Here is a 26318-nt window from a genome sequence, read left to right as displayed (position 1 = left end):
CGATTCGGCTGCACAGCAAACTGTGGAGGCGCCGAGCTGCTGCACTGGCTGTCCAGGGAAAGTCCGACATGGGGTGAAAAGGGGCAAGGTCATGGCGTCGATAGTCCGAACCGGGGTCCGATCAGTCATCGCGGTTGCAGTGGTGGCCGCGACGGGTTTGCTCGCACCTGCCGAGCTGCAGGCTGCGCCAGGCCCCGGCGGCGCCACGGTACTGACCCTGGCGCCGGCGTTCTTCGAGCTGCCGTCGAACTGGCTCCGAGGCGAGCTGTTCGCGGCGCCCAACGAGGTGATCAAGGTGCCGTACAACAACTTCCCGGCCGCCGCCAACACCCACAAGGGTGCGGACAAACTCAACGAGATGCTGCACCAGTATCCCGGACGCAAGATCGTCGCCGGGCACAGCCAGGGCGCCCAGGTGGCCGACGATTGGCTGCGCCGTTACGGACCGACCAGCGATATCGACCCGGCGACGGTGACGTTCGTGATGACCGGGGATCTGGAGAGCAAGTACAACGGGTGCGCGAATGTGCCGAACAGCGGATGCGTTGCCGCATACGGTGGCAACGGATTTCCTGACGAAACCCCGTATACCGTCAAAGTGATTGCGCGACAATATGACTACTTCGCCGACTGCCCCAACGACCTCTCCAACCAGACGGCGGTCAAGAACCGCAGCGCCGCGCAGTCGGTCGGCGGCAAAGGTGAGCTCAAGAGCGTCCACACCAATTACAGCAACATCGGTCTGAACGACCCGGGCAACAAGACGTTCCAGGAAGGCAACGCCACCTACATCCTCGGCGCTCCGGCGACGTACTATCTGCCGCTCGTGACCGCCAAGTGGACCAACGATGCGTCGAAGATCGCCGAGGACGCACAGTTGCGGCCGGTCGTGGAGTCCGCCTACAACCGCCCGATGCCCGCACCGGCCCCGCCGACGCCGTAGCGATTGGGTGCGCACCGTCCCACGAGCGTGCGCAAAATGCTCGCACAACCCCGGCGTGTCGGGTGCAGACCCGCACGCTCGCGGGGCAGGGGAGGGTGATCGCAGTCAACCTACCTATGGACTGAACCGGCCGTCGGGGAAAACGATGGGGCGATGACCGTGTCACCATCCGCCCGGGCGCAGACCCAGTACATCGAGGCGGCGACCGCGACCTTCGCCTACCGCCGGTTCGGGACGACGTCGCAGGTTCCGCTGGTCCTCGCGATGCGGTTCCGCGGAACGATGGACCACTGGGATCCCGCCTTCCTGGACCGCCTGGCCGAAGCACACGATGTGATCGTCTTCGACAACGCCGGTCACGGTAGGAGCACCGGTGCCGCACCCACCACGATCGACGGGTTGGCCGGTGGCCTCACCGACTTCGTCGACGCGTTGGGCGTGCAACAGGTCGACCTGCTCGGCTGGTCACTCGGCGGCATCGTGGTCCAGGCCGCCACACTGCAACGTCCGCAGCTGATCCGCCGGCTCATCGTGGCCGGCAGCTCACCCGGCGGCGGTGTACCCGGTATGCCCCAGCCCGATCCGCGGATCTGGCAGGTGGCCACCAAGCCGGTCAACGACGACGACGACTTCCTCTACCTGTTCTTCCCCGACACCGACGACGCCCGGGATCTGGGGGTGCAGTCGTTGCGCCGGCTGGACGCGCGCACGGCTACCGCCGACCATGTGCCGGTCTCGATCGAGACGATGCGGGCTCAGCTGGCGGTCATCGCGTCCATCGGATCGAGTATCTGGGACCGGTTGGCAGAGATCACGATTCCCGTGCTGGTCGCCAACGGTGCCCACGATCGGATGATCGACGCCTATGGCAGTTACGCGATGGCCGGCCGATTGCCCCACGGCAAGGTCGTGTTCTACAGCGATGCCGGACACGGATTCCTGTTCCAGCACATCGACGAATTCGCTGGTGACGTCCTAACCTTCCTGTCGTGAGCGCACACCTCGACGCCGATCTTCTGGTCATCGGCTTCGGCAAGGGCGGCAAGACCCTCGCCGGGGACGTCGCCCGGCAGGGCCGGCGCGTCGTGTTGGTCGAAGAGTCACCGGCGATGTACGGCGGGACCTGCATCAACACCGGATGCGTTCCCACCAAATCAATGGTCTACCAGGCCGAGCACCTGCCCGACGGCATCTCCGCAGCGTCGGCCTACGCGGTCGCGGTGGCACAGACCGAGCGATTGACCGCGGGTCTGCGGGCCGCCAATCTGGCGGCGCTGGCCGGGGTGCCTTCGGCCACGGTGCTGACCGGTCGCGCCGCGTTCCTGGACGCGAACACCGTCGAGGTGGCTTCGCACACCGGCACGGTCACGGTGACGGCGCGGCAGATCGTCGTCGGCACCGGATCCACCCCGGTCATCCCGGACGGCCTGGGCCTGGCCGAGTGTCCGGTCGCGGTCACCAGCACCGAATTGCTGCGGCTGGTGTCCCGGCCGGATCGTCTGGTCGTGCTCGGCGGAGGCTACATCGGCCTGGAGTTCGCGTCGATGTACGCGGGCTACGGGTCGGCGGTCACGGTGCTCGAGCGGCGTCCGAGCGTGTTGGCCAACGAAGACCCCGACATCGCCGACGCCGCCCGCACCGTCCTGCGCGACCGTGGGGTCTCGGTCATCACCGGCGCGAACACCGTTCGCGTGCAGACGGTGGCGCGACCGGGCGGTCCGCCGGCCGCGCGGGTCGAGTACCTGGTGGACGGCCGCACGGAGACCATCGACGCCGACAACGTCCTCGTCGCGCTGGGCCGCGCGCCGAACACGGCCGGTCTGGGTCTCGACCGGGCAGGGGTGGAGGTCACCGATTCCGGCGCGGTGGTGGTCGACGATCACCGGCGGACCAGCCAACCGCATATCTTCGCGGTGGGAGATGTCAACGGCGGACCGCAGTACACCTACATCTCGCTCGACGACTACCGCATCGTGCTCGACCAGCTCACCGGTGCCGCCGACCCACGGGCCGCCTCACAGCGCGACGCGGTACCGAACTGCCTGTTCCTCAGTCCGCCGCTGGCGCGGGTCGGACTGACCGAAACTCAGGCGCGCACCGCCGGATACGACGTCCGGGTGGCGGCGAGTCCGGTGGTGGCCCTGGCGACCGTCGCACGGGCACGGATCGTCGGTGACACCGCGGGCGTCATGAAGGTGGTCGTCGACGCCTCCACCGACCGCATCCTCGGGGCGGCCCTGATGTGCCACGACGCCCAGGAACTGGTCAACCTGGTGGCCATGGCGATGCGGTTCGGGATCACCGCGTCCGCACTGCGGGACGGCATCTACACCCACCCCTCGATGTCGGAGTGCTTCAACCAGCTGCTTGGCATGCTGGCCTGAATGCGCTGCGGTTCAGGCGCCGAAGTCGAGTACGACGCGGAATCGGGCGCGGCCGGACATCATGCGCTCGTACGCCTCTGGCGCCGCGGTGAACGGCAACGGCTCGATCATCGGCGCGATCTGATGGGCCAGGCTGAACCCGAGGTTGTCCTCGTTGTCGGCCGCCGACCCGGTCAGGCTGCCGACGATGCTGCGGCCGCCGAAGATGAGGTCCGGGGTGTGCACGGCCATCGGCTCGGGTGAAGCGCCGACCACGACCAGGCGTCCCCGCGGGCGCAAACCGGCGACCAAGCCGGCCATCGACGCACCGCTACTCGCAGTTGCGATGACGGCCATGGCGCCGCCCAGCGCCCCGAGCGCCGCGGCGGGGTCCTCGGCGGCGCTGTCGATGTAGTGGTCGGCGCCGAGGTCCGCCGCCAGCCTCGCCTTGTCTGTTCCGCGCGCGATGGCGGCCACCCGATAGCCCATCTTCTTCGCGTACTGAATTCCGAGATGCCCCAGACCGCCGATACCCTGCACAGCCACCAGACTGTTGACCGGTGCCTGTCCGGCGCGTAACGCGTTGAACACCGTGACGCCCGCACACAGCAGGGGCGCCGCGCTGAGCGCATCGAAACCGTCAGGAACGCGCACCAGGCCGGTCGGGCGGACGTACACGACTTCGGCATATCCCCCGTCGATCGTGGTCCCCGGCTGCGGTTGGTCGGCGCAGTTGACGAAATCGCCACGCCCGCAGTATTCGCAGCGGCCGCACTGCCCGCCGAGAAATCCCACGCCGACGCGGTCACCGATCTGCCAGCGGCCGTCGACCCCGGCGCCGACGGCGTCGATGACCCCGACGACCTCGTGGCCGGGAACCATCGGACGTTCGGGTTCGGCGCGCTGGCCCTCGACGGCCAGGGTGTCGCTGTGACAGACCCCGCACGCCAGGGTGCGGATGCGCACCTGACCGTCCGCGGGTTCGCGCAGTTCGCGCTCCACGAGTTCGAAGTTCCGTTGTCCGGTGACCTGGTATGCCCGATATGACCTCACCGATTCACGACACCGCACCCTCCGGCCGCTGCGGTATCCGCATGATGACCACTGTGTGCTCGCTGATCGGTTCGCGTGGCTGGTCAGATCGTCGGCTCGGTGGCGTCGGCGGCGAGCGCACCGCGCAGTTGGTTGCGACTGCTGATGCCGAGCTTCGGGAAGATCTTGTACAGGTGTGCTGCCACGGTCCGATGCGACAGATAGATCTGGTCGGCGATCTGCCGGTTGCTCAGCCCGGACGCGGCCAATCGAGCGATCTGCAGTTCCTGGGGTGTCAACGCCGCGTCGAGTTCCGCCGCCGGCGTCACCTGCCCGGGTATCTGCACCCCGGCGGCGCGCAGCTCCGCGCGCGTGCGCTGCGCCCAGGGGCGGGCGCCGCGGGAGACGAATACGCCCAACGCCGGGGACAATTGGGCCCGGGCGTCGATGATGCGCCGCCGCCGACGCAGCCATGCCCCGTAGGCCAGTTGTGTGCGGGCGTACTCCAGCGGCGCCTGCCCGGCCGCTCCGTCGGTGTCCAGTGCCGCGCTGAAGTGATGCTCTGCGTCTCGGCTGGTGCCGGCCAGCAGCGCACGACTGCGATGCACCAGCATCACCAGGTGCGCAGATCCCAGGGTCGCTGCTTCGGCGGCGACTTCGTCGACGAGGTCGACGACCATGTCCGCGCGGTGGTCGGCAACCGCGGCTTCGGTGAGATCGGCTATCGCCCAGCGGCGCTCGCCGCGATCGCGGGTCATCTGGGAGAGCTCGGTGAACGACTCCTGGTGGTCGTGGTTGGTCAGCGCGAGAAGGCCGGCAGCCCAGGCCAGTTCGTCGAGCCAAAGCATCGGGGTGTCGATCGGCAGGTACTGCCGTGCCGAGGTCAGCGCGTGCTGTGCCGCCCGGGATTCCCCACGCCACGCGTGAGCACGTGCCAGCAGAGCGGCCGCGGCGCCCGCGCTGATGGGCAGATTGCAGTCGGTGGCGATCCGGAACGCCGACTGCGCGCTGATCGTCGCCTCGTTGAGCGCACCGGAGATGATCTGGGCTCGTGCGGAGCCGCGCAGCGCCTCACACTCGAGGGCGGGTGCCCCCTGCGCCCGCGCGATCCTGACGGCACTGGTCCAGCAGGACTGCGCGATCGCCAGATCCGACACCGACTCGGCCGCCAGTCCCATCGACATCAGCCCGGTGGTGTCACCGTCGACCCGGGTGTGGAGCCGCTCGGCATCGGCCCGGAACTGGCGCGCGTATTTGGTGTCGGCGATCGTCGCCAGCGCGACATCGACGGTGGGCTCGCCCAGATGTTCCAGCCGGTGCAGGCGTTCGGCCACCGCGTGGCGATCGGCCGCGTCGAGTCCGTGCATCCGGCACTGGGCCGCTGCCGCGCCGAGTAGGCGAAGCTGCCGGTGTTGGTCGTCCGTTGGCTGCTCGGCCCATTCGGCGCCCAGCCGGTCGGCCAGCTCGAGCAGGGTGGTCACCGACGGTGCGGCCACGCCCGCGGTCACCCCCAAGGTGAAGCGTGCGAACGCCAGCTCGAACAGATCGCCGAGGTCAGTCGCCAGGGGTTCGACCTCGTCGAGGATGTCGATCGCGTCCATGGTCAGGCCCGCCCGGCATGCCGGTTCGATCGCATTGACCAGGCGGCGGACTCGACGGTCGGGCGACGGCGACAATGCTGCCGCGCGCCGCCACGCCGCGGCGGCTTCGGAGTTGGCGCCGCGGCGTTGCGCATGCTGGGCGATGGCCTCGAGTTCCGCGGCGATCGACTCGTCGGGTCCGAAGGCGGCGGCGGCCCGTTGCCACGCGGCCCGCATGGGGTCGACGGCCGCCTCGGCGAGCGCACGATGAAACGCCGCTCGTCGGGACAGCGGCGCCGCGCCGTAGGCGACCGACCGGATCAGTGGGTGGCGGACCCGCAGATTTCCCTCCACGACGGTGATGAGATCGGCTTGATCCAGCGGATCGAGATGTGACTCGGACAGACCGACTCGATGTGCGGCGTCGATCAACTCGGCCAGCGATATACCGTCGCCGGCCGAGATCAGGGCCAGCAGGTGTCGGCTCGGTTCGGGAACAGCGTCGAGCTGTTCGAGGAACACCCGCTCGATGCGCCGGGTGGTGGGGAGCGGACCCGAGTCGACGTCCTGGCGACCGCTGGTCGCGACGGCCTTGACCAATTCGGCGATGGCGAGCGGGTTTCCTCCGGCTTCGGCGAGCAGGCGGGTGCGCACCGCGTCGCTGAGGGGGTGGCGGCCGTCGACGCCGTCCGCCGCATGGTCGAACAGCGCCCGCGATGTGGCGTCGTCGACCGGTCCGAGCGGAAACCGCGACAACGACAGCAGCAGTGCGGGTTCGCCGTCCAGGTCTGGTCGGGCCGCACACAGCAGCAACGCCGGTGAGCTCGACACTCGGCGGCCGAGGAAGGTCAGCGCGTGCAGCGACGAGCCGTCGAGCCACTGCGCGTCGTCCACGATGAGCAGCAACGGTCGCTGCGCGGCCGCCTCCTCGATCAGACCCAGGACCGCGACCCCGATGTGCAGCGGGTCGGGTGATGCGGGTTCGGCCAGACCAAGGGCGGCGAGCAGCGCATCCTTCTGGTGTGCCGGCAACGCTTCGACGTGATCGAGGATGGGGTGGATCAACTCGTGCAGAGCCGCATAGCCAACTTTTGTCTGGCTTTGCACCCCCGCACAGGACAGGACGGTGAAGCCGTTGTTGCGGGCCCAATCCGCGACCGCGGAGAGCAGCGTGGTCTTGCCGATGCCGGCTTCGCCTTCGACGACCAGGGCGCCGCCCCGGCGCGCTGCTCGACCGGCGGCAGCGATCAGCGCGGAGAACTCGTCGGCGCGGCCGAGCATGTCCGCACCTGCGGGCACCGGGGTCACGACTTGACGGTAGCAAGGCTCAGTAGGAAACTCCAACCCAGAGGAAATGGAGGTCACCGGGTGCCCAGAGCGGACTGGTCCGAAGACGACTGCCCGATTGCGCGCAGCCTGAGTGTGCTCGGTGAGCGATGGGCGATGTTGATCGTTCGGGAGGCGATGCAGGGGTGCACTCGGTTCACCGATTTCCGGGACCACCTGGGTATCGCGCCCGACATCCTCAGCGCGCGCCTGTCGGCGTTGGTCGCGATGGGGGTGTTCGAGGCGGTCGATTACCGGGAACCGGGCGACCGGCGCCGCCAGCAGTACGAACTGACCGCGGCCGGTAGGGAACTCAGCACCGTGCTGGCCTCGCTCGCCCACTGGGGCCGCGCGCACCTGCCGATGGAACGGGACAACGGATACCGATTCGTCGACAGCGTGACCGGGCAGCCGGTGCGGGCCGGTCTGCGACGTGGTGACGGTCGGCCGGCCGATCCCGCGAAGGTGATCCTGGCGCGGCGCACGGAATAGTCAATCGACCGATACCGGCCGACGCCGTCACCCGCTGATGCTGAATCGACAGCACCGGCGCAGGAGGGCGGATACGGGCATGAGCACATTGTTCGACGACATCGTGGAGGCCTACGGCGGCGCGTCCCGCTGGAATGCGGTCCAGACCATCTCCGCGCACAAGCGGTTCGGCGGCGCGATCTGGGATCTCAAGAGTGTGCCCGGAATCGTCGACGATGGCGAGGTCACTGTCTGGGTGCACGAGCAGCGCACCTCGCTGTGGCCGTTCACCGCGTCCGACCTCGTCACCGACTACACCCCCGGGCGGGTCGCCATTCGGACCGCGGCCGGCGACCCGGTGCACACGCTGACCGAGCCGCGGGCATCCTTTGCCGGACACACCCTGCAAACCCCATGGACTGCACTGCAGTTGGCCTACTTCACCGGTTATGCCATGTGGACCTACCTGGCCGAACCGTTGAATCTGACCATGCCCGGCGTCACCGTGTCCGAGGGACCGGAGTGGCGTGAGGACGGTCGGACGTGGCGGCGTGCCTACATCGACTATCCGGCCGACATCGCCACCCACAGTCGGCAGCAGGTGCTCTACCTCGACGAGCAGGGCCTCATCCGGCGGCGCGACTACCAGGTCGACATCGCCGGCGGTTCGCCGGCCGCCCACTACGTCTCGCAATTCCAGACCGTCGAGGGCATCGTGGTGCCCGCACGGCGGATGATCTATGTGCGCGACGATTCCGGGCATCCGGTCGAAGACCAGCTGGTGGTGTCGATCGAACTGTCCGACATCCGGGTGGCGTGAGCACGCACCGCTAGATCATCTGCTTGCGCGACATCCACGCCAGTAGCCGCCACCCGACCAGCACCGGCAACCAGCAGGTCAGCACCCGGTAGAGCAACACGCCCGGAACCGCGATCGCCGCGGGCATTCCGAATGCCGCGAGGCCACCGATCAACGCGGCCTCCACCGCACCGACCCCGCCGGGGGTGGGCGCCGCCGAGGCCAGTGAGCCGCCGACCATCGTCACCACGGTGATCGACACGAACGACGGGTCACCGCCGAATGCCTCCAGACTGGCCCACAGGGCCAGCGCGGCGCCGAGAGTGGTCACCGCGCACCCGAGGACGACCAGGGCCAGCCGCTGCGGCCGCCGGGCCAGGATCGCCAGATCGCTGAACACCTCCATCAGCCGCGGCCGCACCGTCGTGCGCAGCCAGCGACGCAGCGTGGGCACCAGCAGCGCGATGCCCACGCCGCCCAACAATGCCCCGACCACCAGGTACACCACCGTGACCGACGGGATGAACCTCGAAAGGTCCGCTCGCGCACCGGCGATGGTGCTGAAGGCGATCAACAGCACGATGTGGGTGACCACCTGCACCGACTGCTGCAGCGCAACCGCGGTGGTGGCGCGCACCGCGCCGAGTCCGCCCTTCTGGAGGAACCGGGTGCTCAACGCCAGCCCACCCACCCCGGCCGGTGTGGTGGTTGCGGCGAAGGTGTTGGCGACCTGCATCAGCGAGAGGTGGCTGAACTTGACCATGCCGTCGGCGCAGGCCCACAGCGCGGTCGCCGCACCGAGGTATTTCAGCACCGACACCGCCAGACCGACCAGCGCCCACCACCAGATGACGTTGCGCAGCTCGGCCGAGAACGTCGGCACCGAACTCAGGAACGGATACGCGACGTACACCAGCGCGCCGAGCAGCACGATCTGGATGATCTGGTTGCGGGTGAAGCGGGTGATGTTCTCGGCCCTGATCTGCTCGGCCCCGGTCTGGCGCATCACCTCCCCGCGGGCAGCCGCGATCACCTCGTTCGCATCGGGTACCGCCTCCCGAATCCGGGCGGGCACAGCGTGTTTGGTCAGTCGGCGGGAGGCGACGAGCACGGCTTCCCCGCCGAACGCGCCGATCGCCGCCGTGACCGCGGCTTCGGCGCCGCACGCCGCGGACGTCGTCACCAACAGTTGGGCGATGTCGGATTGCAGTTGAACGTCGGTGGCGCCGTACTCGGAGTCGCCGAATCCGCCGAACAGCACCGTCCCGTCGTCGACGGTGACCTCAGTGGGCCGCAGATCGCCGTGAGAGATGCTGTGGTCGTGCAGCGTGCGCAATGCCTCCCACACCCGGGCGAGGGAGGTCCGGGACGCACATCGGTCGACCGGTTCGCCCCGCGGCGGGGTGTGGGCGTACAGCGCCCAGCCTCGATCGAGGGTGGCGACCGCGACGGTCGACGTATTGGCCAGGCCCAGGTCGCCTACCGCGATCGTCATCAGGGCCCGGTGCTCGACCGCGCGGCGCATCGAGGTCTGCAGCGGCGCCGTCTCACCGGACCTCAGCCGCGCCTTGTGCCAGATCTGGCGCATGGCGCCGCCGCTGCGCTGATTGGGTCCGAACATGTGCACGGTTGCGACGGTGTCGGGGTTCTTCGTCGTCGCGGTCAGGACCAGGGGACCGCGGCCGGCGGGGCGCAGTACCGCCAGTGCGGTCACCGCAAAGCCGCGGCGGTAGAGCGCACGCACCGCCTCCTCGAGGGGCACCTCCAGCGCCGGGGTGCCGACGAACAGCACGACCAGCGCCCCGACGAACCAGCCGACGGCCAGACCCAGCACCGACCGGGCGGGCAACACGGCGCTGACGACCAGATGGATCGGCACGAACGCCAGCAGCAGCGCCCACCACCACCGGCGCCGGCGCGAGGACACCCACGGCCCCGACACGGTGAGCACCGCGGCGAGCATCGCGATCCAGCGCGGGTCGTCGAGGAACTGGGACAGCTGGGTGTCGAGCCGGGGCGCCGTCAGGTCCAGCCGCCAGCGCGGGGGCGAGATCCCATTGCCGGTGATGGACAGGGCCAGGACCGCAATCAGCCCGGACGCCACGAAGGCGGCCAATGCCCGCCAGCGCCGCTCGAAGATCAGGCCGACGAGGATGACGAAGGGCAGCACCATGATCGCGGCGCCGTAGGCGAGGTAGACCAGGTTGGACTGGGTCGGCGTCAGCACCGCCACCAGTTCGGACACCGTCCGCTCGAGGGTGTCCCACTCGTACCGGGTGATCAGCGAACTGGTGATCACGACGGCCAGGAACACCGCCGACAGGATCAGCCGCAGGATGTCGTTGGTGCGGCGGGCCAGCGGCTGGAGCAGACTGCCGGAGACGGCGACCTCGCGCCCATCGACTCGCATGATCAACCGGGGCCGTCGACCCCCAGGCGTTTGAGCGCCCGGCGGACGAGGCCGACCCGTTGCGGGCGGGCCGGCGGGCGTCGGACAGCGTAGGGCCACGGCTGGTTGCGCTCCGGAATCGATTCGGCACGAACGTATTTGAGCTGAGTGCGCAGGTGCTTGCGCAGCTCGTGCAGGTCGGGGTCGGTCCAGCGGTTGACGGCCTCGACCGGATCGGTGCTCAGATCGTAGAGCTCCCACTGGTCGTCGAGCGGACTGAGCCGGTAGGTGTCGCCGCCGAAACCGGTGGCGGCCAGATGCCGGACGCCCGGTTCGGTCCAGGTCGCCGGATCGTCGAAGGTCCGCACCAGCTTCCACAGATGGCCCTGTGCGCCGGGCACGTCGGCGCCCACCCGCACCACCAGACCCTCGAAGTTGGCGGCGACATGCGCGGGGACCCGGATACGCAGGGGAGCCGGGGGTTGTTCGCCGCGTTTGAGCTGGCGCGCCAGTGCCGACGCGCCGGTGTCCCCGTCGAGCACACTGTCGCGGGTCATCAGATAGACCGGGCGCTCCTCGTCGGCGGGCGCCCCGTCGACGACCGGCATCAGGTCACGACCGGGCAGGGGATGCACTTCGGTGAAGGACTCGGCGAGGGTGGCCGCCGCCGCGTCGAGGTCCACGCCGGCCGCGCCGAGCAGCGTCGGCACCAGGTCGACATGTGATGTGGGTGCGCTGACCTCCCGCGGCGGTGTCGCACGGTCACCGATGCGGGCGATGACGAACGGCACCCTGGTGGCCTCGTCGTAGAGGTTGTACCACTTCTGGTGCAGCCCACCGTGTGCGCCGAGTAGATCCCCGTGATCGGAGGTGCGCACCAGCACCGCGTTGTCCGACCCGCCCTCGGTGACCGCGCGGCGGACCCGGTCCAGCGGTCCGTCGACCTCCGCGTGCAACCGGTAGTAGAGATCGCGGTACTGCTGCGCATTGCGCGCGTAGGTGCGCTCGATGGCCAGGGCCGGCCCGTAGCCGGAGTAGTACGCCTCGCGGAAGGCGATCTGCGCGGCCGGTTTCGAGCGCAGATCCTCCTCGGCGGTGGGTGCGGCGGGTACCTGCGGGGGATCCAGCGGTGAGGGTTGCAGCGGATTGCGCCGGACCCAGGCCGGGAAGAGCACGATGTCGTGGGGGTTGACGAAACTGGCGACGAGCAGGAACGGGCGCAGGGCCGCCCGGTCGCCGGCGCGCCGACGCGCGTAGCGGTCCTGCAACCAGGCGACGATGCGCTCGGCGAACAGCGGGTCGCGGCGGAATCCGCTGTTGGCCATGCCCGCTCCGTGCGGCTCGGGCCCGACCCAGCCCGAGAAGCCGTACGGGGCCAGCGGATCGGCGTCGAGATAGCGCGCCACAGCCGACGGGTCCACGACCCCGTCGTCGTCGTTGGTGGCCAGCAGCGCGCCGGTGCGCGGGTCCTCGATATCGGCGTGCGAGATGTGCCATTTGCCGTCGTAGTGGGTGTCGTAGCCGGCGGCGCGGAACCAGTTGCCCAGCGTCGGCACCTCACCCGGGCGCAACCACCTCAGCCGTGAGTCGTCGTAACGTTTGCCGATGCCATCGGTCTGGGTGACACCGTGCAGATCGGGATACTGCCCGGTGAAGATGGTCGGCCGGCTGGGCACACAGGCCAGTGACCCGGTGTAGTGCCGGGTGAAGCGCACGCCGTGCTGATCGAACCAGTTGCGCCCGGGTAGCGCGCGGTCGCGCCATGCCAGCACCTCGGGTGACTCGTAGGGCGGCACCGCGCGTTCCTCATCGGTCATGAGGATGACGATGTCTGGCCGACCGGTCATCACGGGCCCTCCAGTTTCGCGGCGAGCCCGGAGAGCATGGCGTCCGACGACCTGGCCATCACCCGGGTGAAGGCCTGCGCGGCGATGCCGCGCAGGCGTCCCGCTCCGAGGTCCACGGTGCTGGTGAGGGTGATCGCGGTGCTGCCCTGGAGGACATCGTCGAGGGTCCAGCGATTCTCGGCGCGGCGGATCGGGCCGGGCAGGCCGGCGATGTCGTAGGCCAGCACGCGCGGCGCGTCGGCTTCGATCACCCGTTCGACCAGCACCATTCGGCCGATCTGCACCCGGCGGGTGGTGCCGACGAGTCCGTGCTCGGCGGCATTGAGGATGCAGGAGTGGTCCACGTCGGCGGCCCACGCGCTGATCTCCCCGAAGTCGGCGAGCAGGTCCCACACCGCCTGCCGGTCGGCGCGTACGGTCCGATGACGACTGATTTCGGCGACCACAGCGCCACCCTACGGCCCGCGGTGGGCGGCAGTCAGCGATAGCGCGCGAGTCGTTCGGTGAGTTCCCTGGCGTACGCCAACTGGGTGGTGAGCTTCGCGCAGGCCTGCTCGGCGCGGGTGTGACAGTCGGCGAGGTAGCCCGCCGCCCGATCGCGCCGGGCGGGGCTCGCCGTCGGTGTGTCGAGGACCTCGAGCGCGTCGAGGAGGCTGCGCATCTCCTCGAGAGTGAAGCCCAGCGGCTTCATCCGCCGGATGGTCAGTAGCCGCGCGACGTCGTCGCCGGTGTACAGGCGGAATCCGCCCGCCGAGCGAGCTGACGGGGTGACCAGGCCGACCTCGTCGTAATGCCGGATGGTCTTGATGGACAACTCGGTGCGGGCGGCGACCTCACCGATCTGCAGACGCTCCCCGGCCACGGCTAGTGCACGCCCGCGACCCGGCCGCTGAGGCGCTCGTGACGCTCGGCGCTGTTGTCGTTCATCCCGACGATGCGCACGGTCTTGCCCTTGGCGGCGTATTTCGTGCTGATCGCATCCAGGGTGGCCACCGTCGAGGCGTCCCAGATGTGCGCGTCGCTCATGTCGATCACGACGTCGTCCGGGTCACCGGCGTAGTCGAACTGGTACACCAGGTCGTTGCTGGACGCGAAGAACAGGGCGCCTTTGACGTGATAGACCCGGGTGCCGTTCTCGCGGTCGGTGGCGACGACGTCGGTCAGATGGGCGACCCGGCGGGCGAACAGCACCATCGCGGTGAGCGTGCCGACGCCGACGCCGTAGGCCAGATTGTCGGTCGCGACCGTGACCGCCACGGTGGCCAGCATCACGGTCGTCTCGCTTCTGGGCATGCGCCGCAACGTTTTCGGGTTGACGCTGTGCCAGTCGAAAGTGCCGACCGACACCATGATCATGACGGCGACCAGGGCGGCCATCGGAATGGTCGCGACGATGTCGCCGAGGCCCACCACGAGGCCGAGGAGCAGCACACCCGCCAGGAAGGTCGAGATGCGGGTGCGGGCGCCGCACGCCTTGACGTTGATCATCGTCTGGCCGATCATCGCGCAGCCGCCCATGCCGCCGAAGAAGCCGGTGACGATGTTCGCGACCCCCTGCCCCAGCGATTCGCGGGTCTTGTTCGAGTGGGTGTCGGTGATGTCGTCGACCAGTTTCGCGGTCATCAGCGATTCGAGCAGCCCCACCACAGCCATGGCGAGCGCGTAGGGGGCGATGATGCCCAGGGTGTGCAGGTCGAACGGCACATCGGGCAGCAGCAGGGTGGGCAGGCTGTCGGGCAGCGCACCCTCGTCGCCGACGGTGGGCACCGACCACCCCAGCCCGACGCAGGCCGCGGTGAGCACCACGATGGCCACCAGCGGTCCGGGAATCACCGTCGACAGCTTGGGGAGGCCGACGATGACGGCGATGCCCACGGCGACCAGCGGATAGACCAGCCACGGCACACCCAGCAGATGCGGCAGCTGCGCCAGGAAGATGAGGATGGCCAGCGCGTTGACGAAGCCGACCATCACGCTGCGTGGCACGAACCGCATGAGGCGGGCGACGCCGAGGCCGCCCAGCGCGAGTTGGATGATCCCCGCGAGGATCACCGTGGCGATCAGATAGTCCAGCCCGTGCTCGCGGACCAGTGGGGCGACGACGAGTGCCACGGCCCCGGTGGCGGCCGAGATCATCGCCGGGCGCCCACCGGTGAGCGCGATGGTGACCGCCATGGTGAACGACGCGAACAGACCCACGCGGGGATCCACCCCCGCGATGATCGAGAACGAGATCGCCTCGGGAATCAGTGCCAGCGCCACCACCAGACCGGCCAGCGCCTCGGTGCGCAACCGTCGCGGCGATCGCAGCGCGGCCAGCACCGACTGCTCTTCGCGTGGTGTTCGTGTTCCGGGCAGCGCTACCACCGAGACTCCGTTCGGTTGAATGATCGAGAAGGCGCGCCACGTTGCGCGGAAAAAGTCCGGGGCACAAAGCCCTTCGCGAACTCTACCCTCGGGGGAGGGTTGTTCCCCAAATCGCGAGCGCGGGATGTGGCCGAGCGCATAGCGACGTCAGTCGCTCAGCCGTTGCCGCAATCCCGAGGCGCGGGTCACCCGCCGCTCGATCGCCGCCCGCACCGCGGCCTCGGTGCCCGCGATGCGCACCTTCGTCTTGGCGCGGGTCACCGCGGTGTAGAAGAGCTCCCGGCTGAGCAGGCGGGATTCGGCGTCGGGCAGCAGCACGGTGATCTCGTCGGCCTGGCTGCCCTGGCTCTTGTGAATCGTCATGGCGTGCATGGTCTCGACGTCGGCGAGCCGGTTGGTCGACAGGGTGAGCGGTCCGGCGCCCGCCCCGACCACGGCGTCGAGCCCGTCGGGGCGGGCGACGGTCACCCCGGTGTCGCCGTTGTACAACCCGAGCCCGTAGTCGTTGGCGGTGACCAGGAACGGCCGCCCCACATACCACTGCGTCCACGGCGGCTCACCGGTCTCCTCGGTCAGCCAGCGCTCCACCTGACGGTTCCAGTGCCGCACCCCGAACGGGCCGCGGCGGTGCGCGCACAGCAGCCGATGTTCGTCGAGGGTGCCCAGCGCCACCGGCCCGTTGCCCAGGATCGCCGCCTCGCGCAGTCGCAGCGCATGCGGTACGAGCACATCGCGCAGGCCGTCGGCGGGACGGTCGGTCTCGAGCCACTCCACGTGTGGGCCGCCCGCCCGCAGCGATGCCACGACCCGGTCGGCATCGCCGTCGCGGACCGCGTCGGCGAGCTCGCCGATCGGCGCGCCGAAGCGGTGCGAAGTGGTCAGTCGCGCGATCCGTACGTCGTCGCGGGCGCCGAGACCGTCCACCAGATCGGCCAGTACCGCACCGGCCTCCACGGAGGCCAACTGGTCGGCATCCCCGACCAGCAACAGCCGGCTGTCGGGCCGGACCGCTTCGAGCAGCCGCGCCATCAGGGTGAGCGACACCATGGACGTCTCGTCGACGACGATCACGTCGTGTGGCAGCCGGTTCTCGCGGTGGTGACGGAACCGCGACGCGTTGTCCGGGCGGCGCTGCAGCAGCCGGTGCAGGGTCGAGGCGGTCAGCTCGGGCAGCCGGTCGCGGTCGGCGACGTCGAGTTCGGCGAGTTGTTCGCGCACCGCCTGCAGCAGCCGGGCCGCGGCCTTGCCGGTCGGTGCGGCCAGGGCGATCCGCAACGGCGGCCGGTTCGCCTGTGCCGCCTGTTCGGCCAGCAACGCCAGCAGCCGCGCCACCGTGGAGGTCTTACCGGTACCCGGGCCGCCGGTCAGCACCGTCAGAGACTGTGCTAGCGCCACTTCGGCGGCCTGGCGCTGTTCGTCCCAGCCGGGCGGGAAGAGACGCTCCAGGCTGGGCGTGGCCGCGGGCAGCGACGAGCCGAGCAGCGCGAGCACGTCGTCGCAGACCTGCTGCTCCTCGCGCCAGTAGCGGTCGAGGTAGAGCAGATCGGTCGAGGCGCCCGGGAAGAAGTGCAGGACGGGCGGGTTCCCGGTCAGCGGACTCCGTCGAACGGCCGCCGGCCAGCCGTCCGGATCGGGCCAGGGCAGGTCTGGCAGCCCGACCTGGTCGGCGATCGACCGCAGATCGACACACACCGAGCCGCCGCGCACCGCCCGCACGGCGAAGGCGACCGCCAGCGCGACGCTCTCGTCGGATTCTCCGGCCAGCGCGGTCAACCGCTGCGCGACGTGCACATCGGCCCAATCCAGCACCTCGGCGTCGGCGAACGCCCGCAGCAGCCCGGTGGCGGCGACCGAGACGGTCACCGCAACCGCACCATCCGTGTGGTGCTGGTTTCGTCGAGTTCCACCAGATCGTCGTGCGAGCGCAGGAAGTCGCTGAACGACCGGTAGCCCAGCGCCTTCTCGTTGAAGGCGGGATCCATGCGCTTCATCTGCGCTTTGACCGCGGAGTTGTGCAGCCATTCCGCGTCGTCCTTCTCCAGTCCGATTCGCAGCGCCCGCATCAACAGTGCGGTCGCGGCGTCGGCCGGATCGGGTTCGGGCTCGGGTTCGGGTTCGGCATCTCGGGCTTTGTCCGCTTTGGTGCGGCGGGTTCGCTTGGCCGGCTCGGCCTTCTCGGCGGGAGCCGCCGGCGCGGGGGCCGGTGTGGGAATCCCGGGCAGCCGGTCATAGGTCACGAAGTCGTCGCACGCCGCGACCAGCGACCGGCTGGTCGACCCGGCGATGCCGATCCCGACGACGAAGCGGCCCAATCGCTTGCAGCGCTGCGCGAGCGCGATGTAGTCGGAATCACCTCCGACGATCACCACGTGGGTCAGGTCGGGCAACCGGAACATGTCCTCGACCGCGTCGACGGCCAGCCGGATGTCGGCGCCGTTCTTGCCATATGCGGCAGCCGGAAACAACTGCACCAGGTCGACGGCCCGGGCGACCAGCTGATCGCGGTACGCGGCGTTGACGTCGGCCGACCAGTCGGCGTACGCACGGGTCAGCACCAGCGTGCCGAACGAGGATGCGAAATCGATGATCGCGCCGAGATCGACGGTGGCGTGGGCCAGGCGTTCGGTGAACTCACCGTTGCCCTTCGCCTTGTCCCGCTGGAACGAATTGCGGCCATTGACCTGGTCGTACCTCGAGATGACGATGTTGTCGAAGTCGAGGTAGACCGCCACTCTCGGGGCGCCTGGTTCCGTCACCTACCCAGTGTGGCGCATGGCGCCTGGACTCAGGCGGCGGTCAGGGGCAATGTGCGGTGCGGGTCGCAGATGTCCACCACCCGGCGGGTCATCGCGTTGCCCAGCAGCGTCCAGTCCACACCGGCGTTGAGGCAGCGCTGGTGAATGGTGCACAGCGTGGAGAAGCCCGCGGTGCTGAAGAAGCCGACCCCGCTCATGTCGAGGGTGAGCCGCCGGGAGTTGGCGCCGCGCCGGAACACGTATTCGGCCAGCTCATCGGCGTTGGACGCGTCGATGTCGCCGGTGACGGTGATCCGGACGTCGGTGGCGCTGTCCCATTCGGTGGTGAACGACAGCGCGGCGTGTGTGACTGCGGTCATGCGGGTGACTCCGTAACTCGCGCAGCAGCGGTGCGCGTTCGTCGAGGAAGTGGGGGCGGCGTCAGCAGGCTCGGCTTCCCGTGCGGGGAGGGACTCTGCGACAGATCCGTGGCTGGTCAGTCAACCTATGGGACCAGCCTACGTGGGCAGACCCCTACCGTGTCCAATCCCGTCGAGGTCAGATCCCGTCGAGCGCATCCGAGAGCGCCACGATCAGGTCGGGGGGCGGCTGCCAGCTGAACACCCCCGCCGGGTGCCCGTCCACCGACGGCGTCGCCGCTCCGCACATGCCGCGGACGAACAGGTACAGCACCCCGCCGAGGTGATGTCGCGGATCGTAACCCGGCTGCCGCCACCTCAGGAAGCGGTGCAATACAACGCAATACAGCAGGGCCTGCAGGGGATAGTCCGAGTGCAGCATCGCGTCGGCCATCCGCGGCCTGGCATAGTCCGCCGCGGTCAGCGGCCGGTCGGGCTCACCGAGCCAGTTGGTCTTGTAATCCACCACCAGATACCGCGCGCCGGTTGCCGTGCTGACCCGCAGGACCGCATCCACCGAGCCGGTCAGATAGCCGCGCAGGGACTGGGGGGCCAGCACCCCGTGGGAGAGCCGGTGGGCGTAGGAGGCGAGCACATCGTCTCGGGGGAGGAATCGGGACACCAGCGAACCGACGTCGGCGAGCGTGAGCTCCGCGCCGGCGCCCCGGCTGTCACCGCCGGCCAACGGGAACTCGAAGTCCATCTCCCGCAATCGATCCCGCAGGCCGATCTGGCGCAGCGTCAGCCCCGGGGCCAGCGGGCCGAGCGGTGTGTCATGCAGAGGCTCCAGCGCGGCGGCCAGTACCTCGGGGGCGACGTCGACCGGCCACCACAGGGAGTTCTCCTCGATGTGGCGTCGCAATTCGGCGGGGAGATCCGGGGCCAGCGGGTCGGCGTTCTCGAGCACCGCGTGCACCAGCGATCCGAACTTCGCGCCGGTCGGCAGATCCGCCATCGGCGACGGCACGTCGCTGCCGGCATCGACCTGTTCGTACACCGGGATGTCACCCGCCTCGTCGTCCAGATCGACCACCTCAGGCTCGCTGGACACCCCTTCGGCCTCAGCGGCACGGATCAGCCCGGAGTAGGACGTCCGGCGCCACGCGGTGTCGATCTGGCGGTGGAAGCGGCGGACGGTCAGGCCGGACGGTGGCGTGTCGGCGGGGACCTGCGCCGGCGGGGCGATGACGGCGTCCTCGAGCACCGGGCCGCCGGCGTCGGCCCACGCCTGCAGCCGGTCCCGCGCCTCGGTGTCGGCGATCTTGGGCGGCTGACATCTGTCCGGCACCACCGGATCGCCGGGCGCGCGGCCGCGCAGCAGCCGAGACAGGCCACCGTTGGGTTCGTCCCACGACGGCGCCCACCACGCAACCACCTGCGACTGGGCCCGGGTCAGTCCGACGTAGGTGAGCCGGACGTCGTCGCTGGCCTCCTCGCGGCGGCCCAGTGCCTCCACCGCGCGGTAGTCGGCGCTGTTCTCCCCGCCGATGTGCAGGCAGCGCCGTCCCTCGTCGTGGAACAGCACGGTATCGCGTTGCTGCACATTGCGGTTGAACGCGAACGGCAGATAGACAACGGGATACTGCAGGCCCTTGCTCACCCACACCGTCATGATCTGCACGGCGGCCGCATCGCTGTCGAGGCGGCGGTTGCGTTCCACGGTGCCATTGCGGGTTGCGCCGCGTTCCTGCCGTTGGGTCCGCAACCAGTCCCGCAGCGCGGGCAGACTGTAGTGCTCGCTGTGGGCGGTGTCGTGCAACAGCTGGGTGAGATGCGCCATGTCGGTCATGTGCCGCTCGCCGTCGTGCCACCCGAGCACGCGGCGCGCCATCCCCGCCAGCTGGGCGGCCTCGAGCACCGCGGCGACGCCGCGCTCGCGGGCGTGATCGGCCCACCGCCGCACCGTGTCGGTGACCCGGTCGGTCAGGGCGTCACCCTGTGCGGCGAGTTCTTCGGCGGTGTGACCGAAGAACATCGTGGTGGCCGCCGCCCGCACCAGCCCCGAGCGGTGCGGTTGGTCGAACGCCTCGAGCAGGCACAGCCAGTCCCCGGCCGCGTCGGAACTGAAGATGTCGGTGTCGCCGGTGTAGACGGCATGCACACCGGCGGCGGTCAGTGCATCGAAACATGCCCGCGCGTCCTTGTGTTTCTCGACGATCACCGCGATGTCGCGGGCCTGGAGCGGGTGGCCGTCGAAGGTGGCTCCGCTGCTGAGCAGTGCCGCGATATCGGCCGCGAGGTCGCGGGCGATGTAGGGGCGTAGACGATCGATCTTGACGGTCTGGGTGCCGCGCTGCCCGAAGGTCTCCCGGCTGACCACGCGCAACCGGAACGGATCGTTGCGGTGGGCACCCTGGAGCCGGTGACCCCCGTGGTGCGCGGCGACGTGATGGACCTTGATCCGGGGATCACCGAGCTGGGTGCCGAGCAGCACGTTCTGCAGGCGGTGCACCAGGACCCCGTCGCTGCGCCAGTTGGTGCCGAGAGTGCACCGCTCGCCGGCGGTTTCCGCGGCATGCAGGTACGTCACGATGTCGCCGCCCCGGAAGGCGTAGATGGCCTGTTTCGGGTCACCGATCAGGATCACCGTCGAGCGACCGCTGAACGCGCGGTCGATCACCGCCCACTGCACCGGATCGGTGTCCTGGAATTCGTCGACCATGACGATCGACCACCGCTGCTGCATACGCGCCCGGGCCGGCGAATCGGCGGGCTGCAGTGCGGTGGCGAGTCGGCTGAGCAGATCGTCGTATCCCAGGATGCCCAGGCTGCGTTTCCGGCTCTCCAATTCGGCGCAGACGGTACGGGCGAAGGTGAGGCGGATACCGGCCTCGGACTCCGAGGGCGGTTCGAGTGGCCGGAGTTCGGCACTCGAATTGTTCACCACCTCGCGGGCGACCTTCAGCGCCTGCTCCCGGGTGATCGCCGGATGCTCACGCTCGTTGCCGAACATGCCCAGATAGCAGTCGTCGACGATGTCGGCGAGCACATCGTCGAGGCTCTCGACGAGTGTGACGCCCGCATCGGTGTCCCCGGCCACCCCCAGCGATGTGAGGACCAGCTGGCAGAACTGGTGGGTGGTGGCGATGGTGGCGGCGTCGAAGTCGGCCAGCGCGTCACGTAGCCGACCTCGGCGCGCCGCGCGTTCGTCGGCGGTGCCGTCGAGCAGGTGGGCGATGAGTTCGTTGTCGACCGCGGTCTCGGGGCGGTCGAAGGCCACCATGGCGTCGAGCAGCTGACACCGAACCCGTTCGCGCAGTTCCTGACTCGCCGCGCGCCCGAACGTGATCAGCAGCATCTGGTCCAACGTGGCGACGCCCTCGGCGATGTAGCGCGTGACCAGTCCGGCCAGCGCAAAAGTCTTTCCCGTGCCCGCGCTGGCCTCCAGCACGGTGATGGTCTGCGGTGCGGGCAGCGGGCCGAGCAGATCGAACGGCCTCATGATCCGGCGCTCGTCTCGGCGCGCAGCAGCGGGGACCACAGCCGGGTGGCGTAGTCATCCAGACCGGCGGCGACGAGGTCCTCGAGCGGTGCACCCAGACCCCACACCCGCGCGTGTGCGGGATCTTCGTTCTCGCCCGGGTACTTTCCGGAGTTCCATCGGAATCCGGCTTCGCTGCGGGGGTCCAGGCTCTCCGCCCGCGCCGCGGCCCACGCGTAGGTGGTCTTGAGCGGCAGCGGGATCGGTTGACGGCGTCCGGCGTCGTAGATCGCGACGAGGTCAGCCAGGAGATCGGCGGCCGAATCGTCCGGGCGGCCGAGCAGCCGCTGCAGCGGGACGTCGCCGCGGCGCGCCCGCCCGATGCACACCGCGGTCCACTGCTCGCGCGGGCGCTGAGCGGTTAACGCCAGCAACCGGATCCACGACTCGAGCAGGTGACGCCCGTCGAGCTTCGAATACGTCACCCACACCAGCCGGTCACCGAACACCTGCGGCACCGTGCCGGTGACCCGCCGACCCCCACCGACGTCGATGTCGACGTCATAGGCGCCCGGCGCCCTGCTGCGGTGGGCGCGGGCGGCCGCGGCGAGCGCCTCGGCGCTGGCCCGCAATTCCTGCGCCTGACGCCAGCCCAGGCGCCCCGGGGGCAGCGTGCCGCGCCGCCACTCGGCCTGCTGGGCATCGTCGGGTGCCATGCCGCGCAGCATGTCGTCGAGCATGCGCTGGCCGACCTTCCACTGCGCCAGGGCGTCGATCTCGACGGGCATCGCGTCCTCGACGGCGTCGACGTCCCAGGGCAGGGTGTAGTCCAGCGCCCGGAAGAAGCCCTTGACCGGATCCTTGAAGAATCCGATCAGGTCGTCGAGAACGACGTCGCCGGGCGGCGGTGGGGGGAGTGGGCTGCCGATCAGCTGCGGACGGTCGGTGCGTCGGCCGGTCGCCGTCTTGGCCGCGATGAGGGTGGTCGGGTCGAAGGTGAAGGACTGGCCTGGCACGCCGAGCGCACCCGGGGTCACATTACGAACATCGAAGGGCTGCAGGGGATGTTCGACGACGACCCGCTCACGCACCGGGGCCGAGGTGGTGACGTCGAGCGCGTCGAGCAGTTCGACCAGCGGGACCGCGGGCGGGCGGCGTTGGCCCGAGTACTCGTTGGCGCCGGTGTAGGTGATGACGAGCTGGTCGGTGGCAGCGCCGATCGCGTCGAGCAGGAGCTGGCGGTCCTCGGAGCGGATATCGCGCTCGCCGGTCATCGGGTCGCGGGCCAGTGCGTCGTCACCGTCGACCACGCCGAGACGCGGGAACACCCCGTCATCGAGCCCGATCAGACACACCACCCGGTGTGGGACCGAGCGCATCGGCACCATCGTGCACACGGTCAGCGTGCCGGTACGGAAGTTGGCGCGGGTGGGCCGGCCGGCGAGATGGCGGTCGAGCAGCGCCCGGACGTCGGGCAGCCGCAGCGTGGTGGCACGTCGGGGGCCGGCGTGGGACAGCACGCCGGCGAATTCCCGTTCCAGCTGGCTGGTCTGCCAGGCGTCGTCGTCGTCGACGGCGGCGAGTTGGGCCACCCCCTCGGTCAAGCTGGTCAGCCAGTGCTCCAGTGACGCTGCGCCGCTCAACGTTTCGATACACCGGTGGAGACGGTCGACATACTCGGCGAAGCGGCCGGCGAGCTCCACGCGGTCACTGCCCACGTCGTCGAGCGGCAGAGTGGTGTCGATCCAGGCGTGCGCGTCATCGGACATCGCCACCCCGGCGAGGACCCGGTCGATCCCGAACTGCCAGGTGTTCTGCACGAAGCCGACACCGTACGGGGCGCGGTGCGCCGGGTCGAAGCCCCAGCGGACGTTGGCTTCGCGCACCCAGTCGCTGATCGCGTCGAGGTCGTCGTCGCTGAACCCGAAGCGGGCGCGCACCGGGGCGGCCTCGGCGAGGTTGAGCACCTCGCTGGCAGTGGCGCGGCTCCCGGCCAGGGTGAGCAACTGTCCGGCGAGGGCCAGCAGCGGATTGGTCTGGGTGAGTGCGCGATCGGCGAGCTTGACCCGCAACCGATGGGCGGGATGCGCCCCGTCCACGATGTCACCCAGCCCGAAACCCGCGACGATCAGCGGGGCATAGGTCTCGATGTCGGGACACATGACCAGGATGTCGCGGGGTTCCAGGGTGGTGTCGTCGGCGAGAACGCCGAGCAGCACCTCCCGCAGGACGTCGATCTGTCGGGCTCGACCATGGCAGCTGTGCACCTGCACCGAGCGGTCGGCGGGGTCGTGGACACGGCCGCGCGGGCGCACTGTATCGGCGGCGATGTCGGACTGCAGCCAGCCCAGCAGTGTGTCGGGATGTGTTCGTGCACCCAGATATTCGTCAGTCCGGGGTTCGGGGGGAAGGCCGCGTTGCAGTTCCCGCAGATCGCGGCCGAGGGTGGCGAGCAGTGGATGGCCGACCCCGCGGTGGCTGGTGTCCTCGCGGCGGGGGATCACCGAGTGGGTGTCGCGCAGTGACGTCCACAGTGCATCGCTGGGGTGGGGCAGCCACAGGTGCAGATCGTGGTGGGTGGCCAGGGCATCGAGCAGTTCTATCTCGGTGACCGGTAGGCGCGTGTGCCCGAACAGCGACAACCGCTGCGGCAGCTCCGCCGGTGCCTGCCTCAGCCGGGTCAGCACAGTGCGGTGCCGGATGTGCGGCGGATCGGCGGGAACCCGGGCGCTGAGCGCACGCCAGAGATGCGGCTGCCAGTGCAGATCGGGGTCCAGGCCGGTGGTGTCGCCGGCGAGCCAGTCGATGAGCAGCTGGGGACGTTGGCGGGCGTAGGAGGCGAACACCCCGGCCAGGCGGCGGGCGACGGCGTAGCGGCGTCCCTGGCGAAGATCGTGTTCCGCACCGTCTTCGAAGTGGCCGAGGTGGGTGGCCAGCGTAGCGGCCCAGGCCTCGTCGAGGCTCTCGTCGATGGTCTCGAGCAGTGGCCAGACGAGCGCGTCGGGAGACCACGGATCGTCGTCGCTGGTGCCGCTGAGCTCGGCGATCAACGACCGGGGATTGCGGAAGGCGATGCCGGCGCAGATGCCGTCCTGGCCGGCGCCGCGCCCCAGCACATGGGACAGTCGCTGGCTCAACCACCGCTCCACGCCCTTGGCCGGCACGATGACGAGCTCCTCGGCGAACGGATCGTCCAGCGGGTCGGCGAGCAGGGCACCGAGGCCGTCGGCCAGCAGATCGGTGCGCTCGGCGCGGTGGAGGTGCAGCGGCATCGCCTCAAACGATAGAGCGCGGAACCGACAGACCGAGCCGGGCTACACCTGGGCGGGCAGCGGACCGGTCATCGTCGACGGTCGGCACAACAGCGTCACCACGACGACCGACACCGCCGCGACGACAAAAGCCGCATACACACTGAACACATCGGCTGCTCCGCCGAGCACCGCCGCCGCGATCGGCCGGGATCCGAGGAAGCCGACGAGCCACAGCGCCATGATCCGGCCACGCAGCTCCTCCGGTGCGCGCTCCTGCACGACGGTGCTCAACCCGGTCATGGCCCAGCCGAACCCGAGGCCGGCGAGCGTGAAGCCGGCCATCGCCGCCGCGGTCACCGTCCCGACCGCGAGCACCCCGCAGCCCGCCGCCAGCAGCCACAGCCCGACGAACGAGACGTAGCGGGCAGCGACACGTCCGCGCATCAGTGCCAGTGCCGCCATACCGACTGCGGCCCCGACGCCGAACAGGGCCGACAGCAGGCCGACCAGGCTGGTGCCGCCGCCGAGCGCATCAGCCATCGACGGGGTGAGCGTGATCGACGGATCCGCCGCGAACCCCACCGTCGTCACGGCCAGCAGCGCGAGGAACAGCGGCCTGTCCCGCCACACGTAGCGCACCGCAGCGCGCACCCGGTAGTCGGCGCCCTCGCGGCGCACCGGGGGAGCGGGGAAGTGCACGACGAGCAGGAACACCGCGAAGACGACGTGCAGCGCCGCGCTGACCGCGAATCCCTCGGCGAACCCGAGGTGCGCGGCCAGGTAAGCGCCGATCGGCGGGCCCAGGATGCGGCCGATGGTCATCGGAATGCTGTTGAGCGCCATGGCCGTCGACAGCTCACCGGGGCGAATGAGGTTGGGCACGATGGACTGCATCGCCGGACCGCCCACCACGAAGCCGATGCCCACCAGCAGGGTGCCGGCCAAGACCGCCGCGGCGGCCTGCTCCTCGGAGATCGCCAGCCACACCGCGATGGAGCCGGACCCGGCCACGCACAGCACCCGTCCCATCAGGATCTGGCGCGCCGGGTTGCCGGTGTCGGCCCACTTGCCGCTGGTCGGTGCCAGCACCAACTGCGGCGCGAACTGCACCACACCCACCAGGCCGACCATCAGCGCCGAGCGCGTCGCGTCGTACATGACGATCGCGGCCACGATGCCGTGCGTCCAGACCGCCACGACCGAGAACATCTTGCCCCAGAACAGGGCACCGAAGACCGGGTCGACCATCAGCGCCATCGCCCCGCGGGCCTGCGGCGGCGCCGTGGTCTGCGCGTTCACGCGGTGTCCTCGCGGCGGGTCAGCGACTCGAGGAGTGGCTGACGGCATGACATCAAATATGCATAGCACATGC

Annotated in this window: 18 protein-coding genes; 5 read left to right on the top strand and 13 right to left on the bottom strand. The window is 69.7% G+C overall.

Features of this window, described 5'->3' with window-relative positions:
• The first annotated feature begins 91 nt into the window (after positions 1-91).
• The 3 genes from ACN27E_RS13180 to ACN27E_RS13170 all read left to right on the top strand — a co-directional run bounded on the left by ACN27E_RS13180 (position 92) and on the right by ACN27E_RS13170 (position 3327).
• Positions 92-943: a PE-PPE domain-containing protein gene (locus tag ACN27E_RS13180; protein ID WP_422741949.1), complete on the top strand. Its 852-nt coding sequence runs from the start codon at positions 92-94 to the stop codon at positions 941-943.
• A gap of 153 nt (positions 944-1096) precedes the next feature.
• Positions 1097-1936, top strand: coding sequence for an alpha/beta fold hydrolase (locus ACN27E_RS13175; protein WP_422741948.1), 840 nt, complete (start codon positions 1097-1099; stop codon positions 1934-1936).
• Positions 1933-3327 carry an FAD-dependent oxidoreductase gene (locus ACN27E_RS13170; RefSeq protein WP_422741946.1) on the top strand — a complete coding sequence of 465 codons (1395 nt, stop codon included), beginning with the start codon at positions 1933-1935 and terminating at the stop codon, positions 3325-3327. The genes ACN27E_RS13175 and ACN27E_RS13170 overlap by 4 nt, the downstream gene beginning before the upstream one ends.
• 12 nt (positions 3328-3339) lie before the next feature.
• Here the strand turns inward: ACN27E_RS13170 and ACN27E_RS13165 are convergent, their stop codons facing one another.
• Complete coding sequence (locus tag ACN27E_RS13165; protein WP_422741944.1) at positions 3340-4359, bottom strand: alcohol dehydrogenase catalytic domain-containing protein; 1020 nt, start codon at positions 4357-4359, stop codon at positions 3340-3342.
• An 83-nt stretch (positions 4360-4442) separates the two neighbouring features.
• A complete protein-coding gene (locus tag ACN27E_RS13160) occupies positions 4443-7226 on the bottom strand; it encodes an ATP-binding protein (RefSeq protein WP_422741943.1) in 2784 nt (927 codons plus the stop codon).
• Positions 7227-7286: 60 nt separating this feature from the next.
• On the opposite strand from ACN27E_RS13160, the gene ACN27E_RS13155 reads away from it, so the two are divergent.
• Entirely contained in the window at positions 7287-7736 is a 450-nt protein-coding gene (locus ACN27E_RS13155) for a winged helix-turn-helix transcriptional regulator (RefSeq protein WP_422741941.1), read from the top strand.
• 79 nt (positions 7737-7815) lie between these two features.
• Positions 7816-8535 carry a hypothetical protein gene (locus ACN27E_RS13150; RefSeq protein WP_422741940.1) on the top strand — a complete coding sequence of 240 codons (720 nt, stop codon included), beginning with the start codon at positions 7816-7818 and terminating at the stop codon, positions 8533-8535.
• A gap of 10 nt (positions 8536-8545) precedes the next feature.
• Here ACN27E_RS13150 and ACN27E_RS13145 read toward each other — a convergent pair whose 3' ends face one another.
• The 11 genes from ACN27E_RS13145 to ACN27E_RS13095 all read right to left on the bottom strand — a co-directional run bounded on the left by ACN27E_RS13145 (position 8546) and on the right by ACN27E_RS13095 (position 26245).
• Positions 8546-10924 (bottom strand): lysylphosphatidylglycerol synthase domain-containing protein, encoded by a 2379-nt coding sequence (locus ACN27E_RS13145; RefSeq protein ID WP_422741939.1) that lies wholly within the window; start codon positions 10922-10924, stop codon positions 8546-8548.
• A gap of 2 nt (positions 10925-10926) precedes the next feature.
• Entirely contained in the window at positions 10927-12750 is a 1824-nt protein-coding gene (locus ACN27E_RS13140; protein WP_422741938.1) for a sulfatase-like hydrolase/transferase, read from the bottom strand.
• Positions 12750-13196: an SRPBCC family protein gene (locus tag ACN27E_RS13135; RefSeq protein WP_422741936.1), complete on the bottom strand. Its 447-nt coding sequence runs from the start codon at positions 13194-13196 to the stop codon at positions 12750-12752. Before ACN27E_RS13135 ends, ACN27E_RS13140 begins: the two co-directional genes overlap by 1 nt.
• Before the next feature lie 32 nt (positions 13197-13228).
• Complete coding sequence (locus ACN27E_RS13130) at positions 13229-13612, bottom strand: MerR family transcriptional regulator (RefSeq protein WP_422741934.1); 384 nt, start codon at positions 13610-13612, stop codon at positions 13229-13231.
• A gap of 2 nt (positions 13613-13614) precedes the next feature.
• Positions 13615-15117, bottom strand: coding sequence for a SulP family inorganic anion transporter (locus ACN27E_RS13125; RefSeq protein ID WP_422741932.1), 1503 nt, complete (start codon positions 15115-15117; stop codon positions 13615-13617).
• Between the two features lie 147 nt (positions 15118-15264).
• Positions 15265-16980, bottom strand: coding sequence for an exodeoxyribonuclease V subunit alpha (gene recD / locus ACN27E_RS13120; RefSeq protein ID WP_422741931.1), 1716 nt, complete (start codon positions 16978-16980; stop codon positions 15265-15267).
• A complete protein-coding gene (locus ACN27E_RS13115) occupies positions 16977-17873 on the bottom strand; it encodes an NYN domain-containing protein (RefSeq protein ID WP_422741929.1) in 897 nt (298 codons plus the stop codon). Before ACN27E_RS13115 ends, recD begins: the two co-directional genes overlap by 4 nt.
• 29 nt (positions 17874-17902) lie before the next feature.
• Positions 17903-18232, bottom strand: a complete 330-nt coding sequence (locus ACN27E_RS13110) for an STAS domain-containing protein (RefSeq protein WP_422741927.1) — start codon at positions 18230-18232, stop codon at positions 17903-17905.
• 178 nt (positions 18233-18410) lie between these two features.
• Positions 18411-21713 (bottom strand): exodeoxyribonuclease V subunit beta, encoded by a 3303-nt coding sequence (gene recB / locus ACN27E_RS13105; RefSeq protein WP_422741925.1) that lies wholly within the window; start codon positions 21711-21713, stop codon positions 18411-18413.
• Complete coding sequence (gene recC / locus ACN27E_RS13100) at positions 21710-24964, bottom strand: exodeoxyribonuclease V subunit gamma (RefSeq protein ID WP_422741923.1); 3255 nt, start codon at positions 24962-24964, stop codon at positions 21710-21712. Before recC ends, recB begins: the two co-directional genes overlap by 4 nt.
• A 42-nt stretch (positions 24965-25006) precedes the next feature.
• Positions 25007-26245 carry an MFS transporter gene (locus ACN27E_RS13095; RefSeq protein ID WP_422741921.1) on the bottom strand — a complete coding sequence of 413 codons (1239 nt, stop codon included), beginning with the start codon at positions 26243-26245 and terminating at the stop codon, positions 25007-25009.
• Positions 26246-26318 lie beyond the last annotated feature (73 nt).

It is taken from the genome of Mycobacterium sp. WMMD1722 (assembly GCF_049315205.1).
Classification (GTDB): Bacteria; Actinomycetota; Actinomycetes; order Mycobacteriales; family Mycobacteriaceae; genus Mycobacterium.
Note: the sequence above shows the minus strand (reverse complement) of the source record. Positions and strands in the feature narration are given on the sequence as shown.

Coding starts and splice junctions, on each gene's coding strand:
- ACN27E_RS13180 (WP_422741949.1), top strand. CDS start 92: ATGGCGTCGATAGTCCGAACCGGGGTCCGATCAGTCATCGCGGTTGCA.
- ACN27E_RS13175 (WP_422741948.1), top strand. CDS start 1,097: ATGACCGTGTCACCATCCGCCCGGGCGCAGACCCAGTACATCGAGGCG.
- ACN27E_RS13150 (WP_422741940.1), top strand. CDS start 7,816: ATGAGCACATTGTTCGACGACATCGTGGAGGCCTACGGCGGCGCGTCC.
- ACN27E_RS13145 (WP_422741939.1), bottom strand. CDS start 10,924: ATGCGAGTCGATGGGCGCGAGGTCGCCGTCTCCGGCAGTCTGCTCCAG.
- ACN27E_RS13140 (WP_422741938.1), bottom strand. CDS start 12,750: ATGACCGGTCGGCCAGACATCGTCATCCTCATGACCGATGAGGAACGC.
- ACN27E_RS13110 (WP_422741927.1), bottom strand. CDS start 18,232: ATGACCGCAGTCACACACGCCGCGCTGTCGTTCACCACCGAATGGGAC.
- recB (WP_422741925.1), bottom strand. CDS start 21,713: ATGAGGCCGTTCGATCTGCTCGGCCCGCTGCCCGCACCGCAGACCATC.
- recC (WP_422741923.1), bottom strand. CDS start 24,964: ATGCCGCTGCACCTCCACCGCGCCGAGCGCACCGATCTGCTGGCCGAC.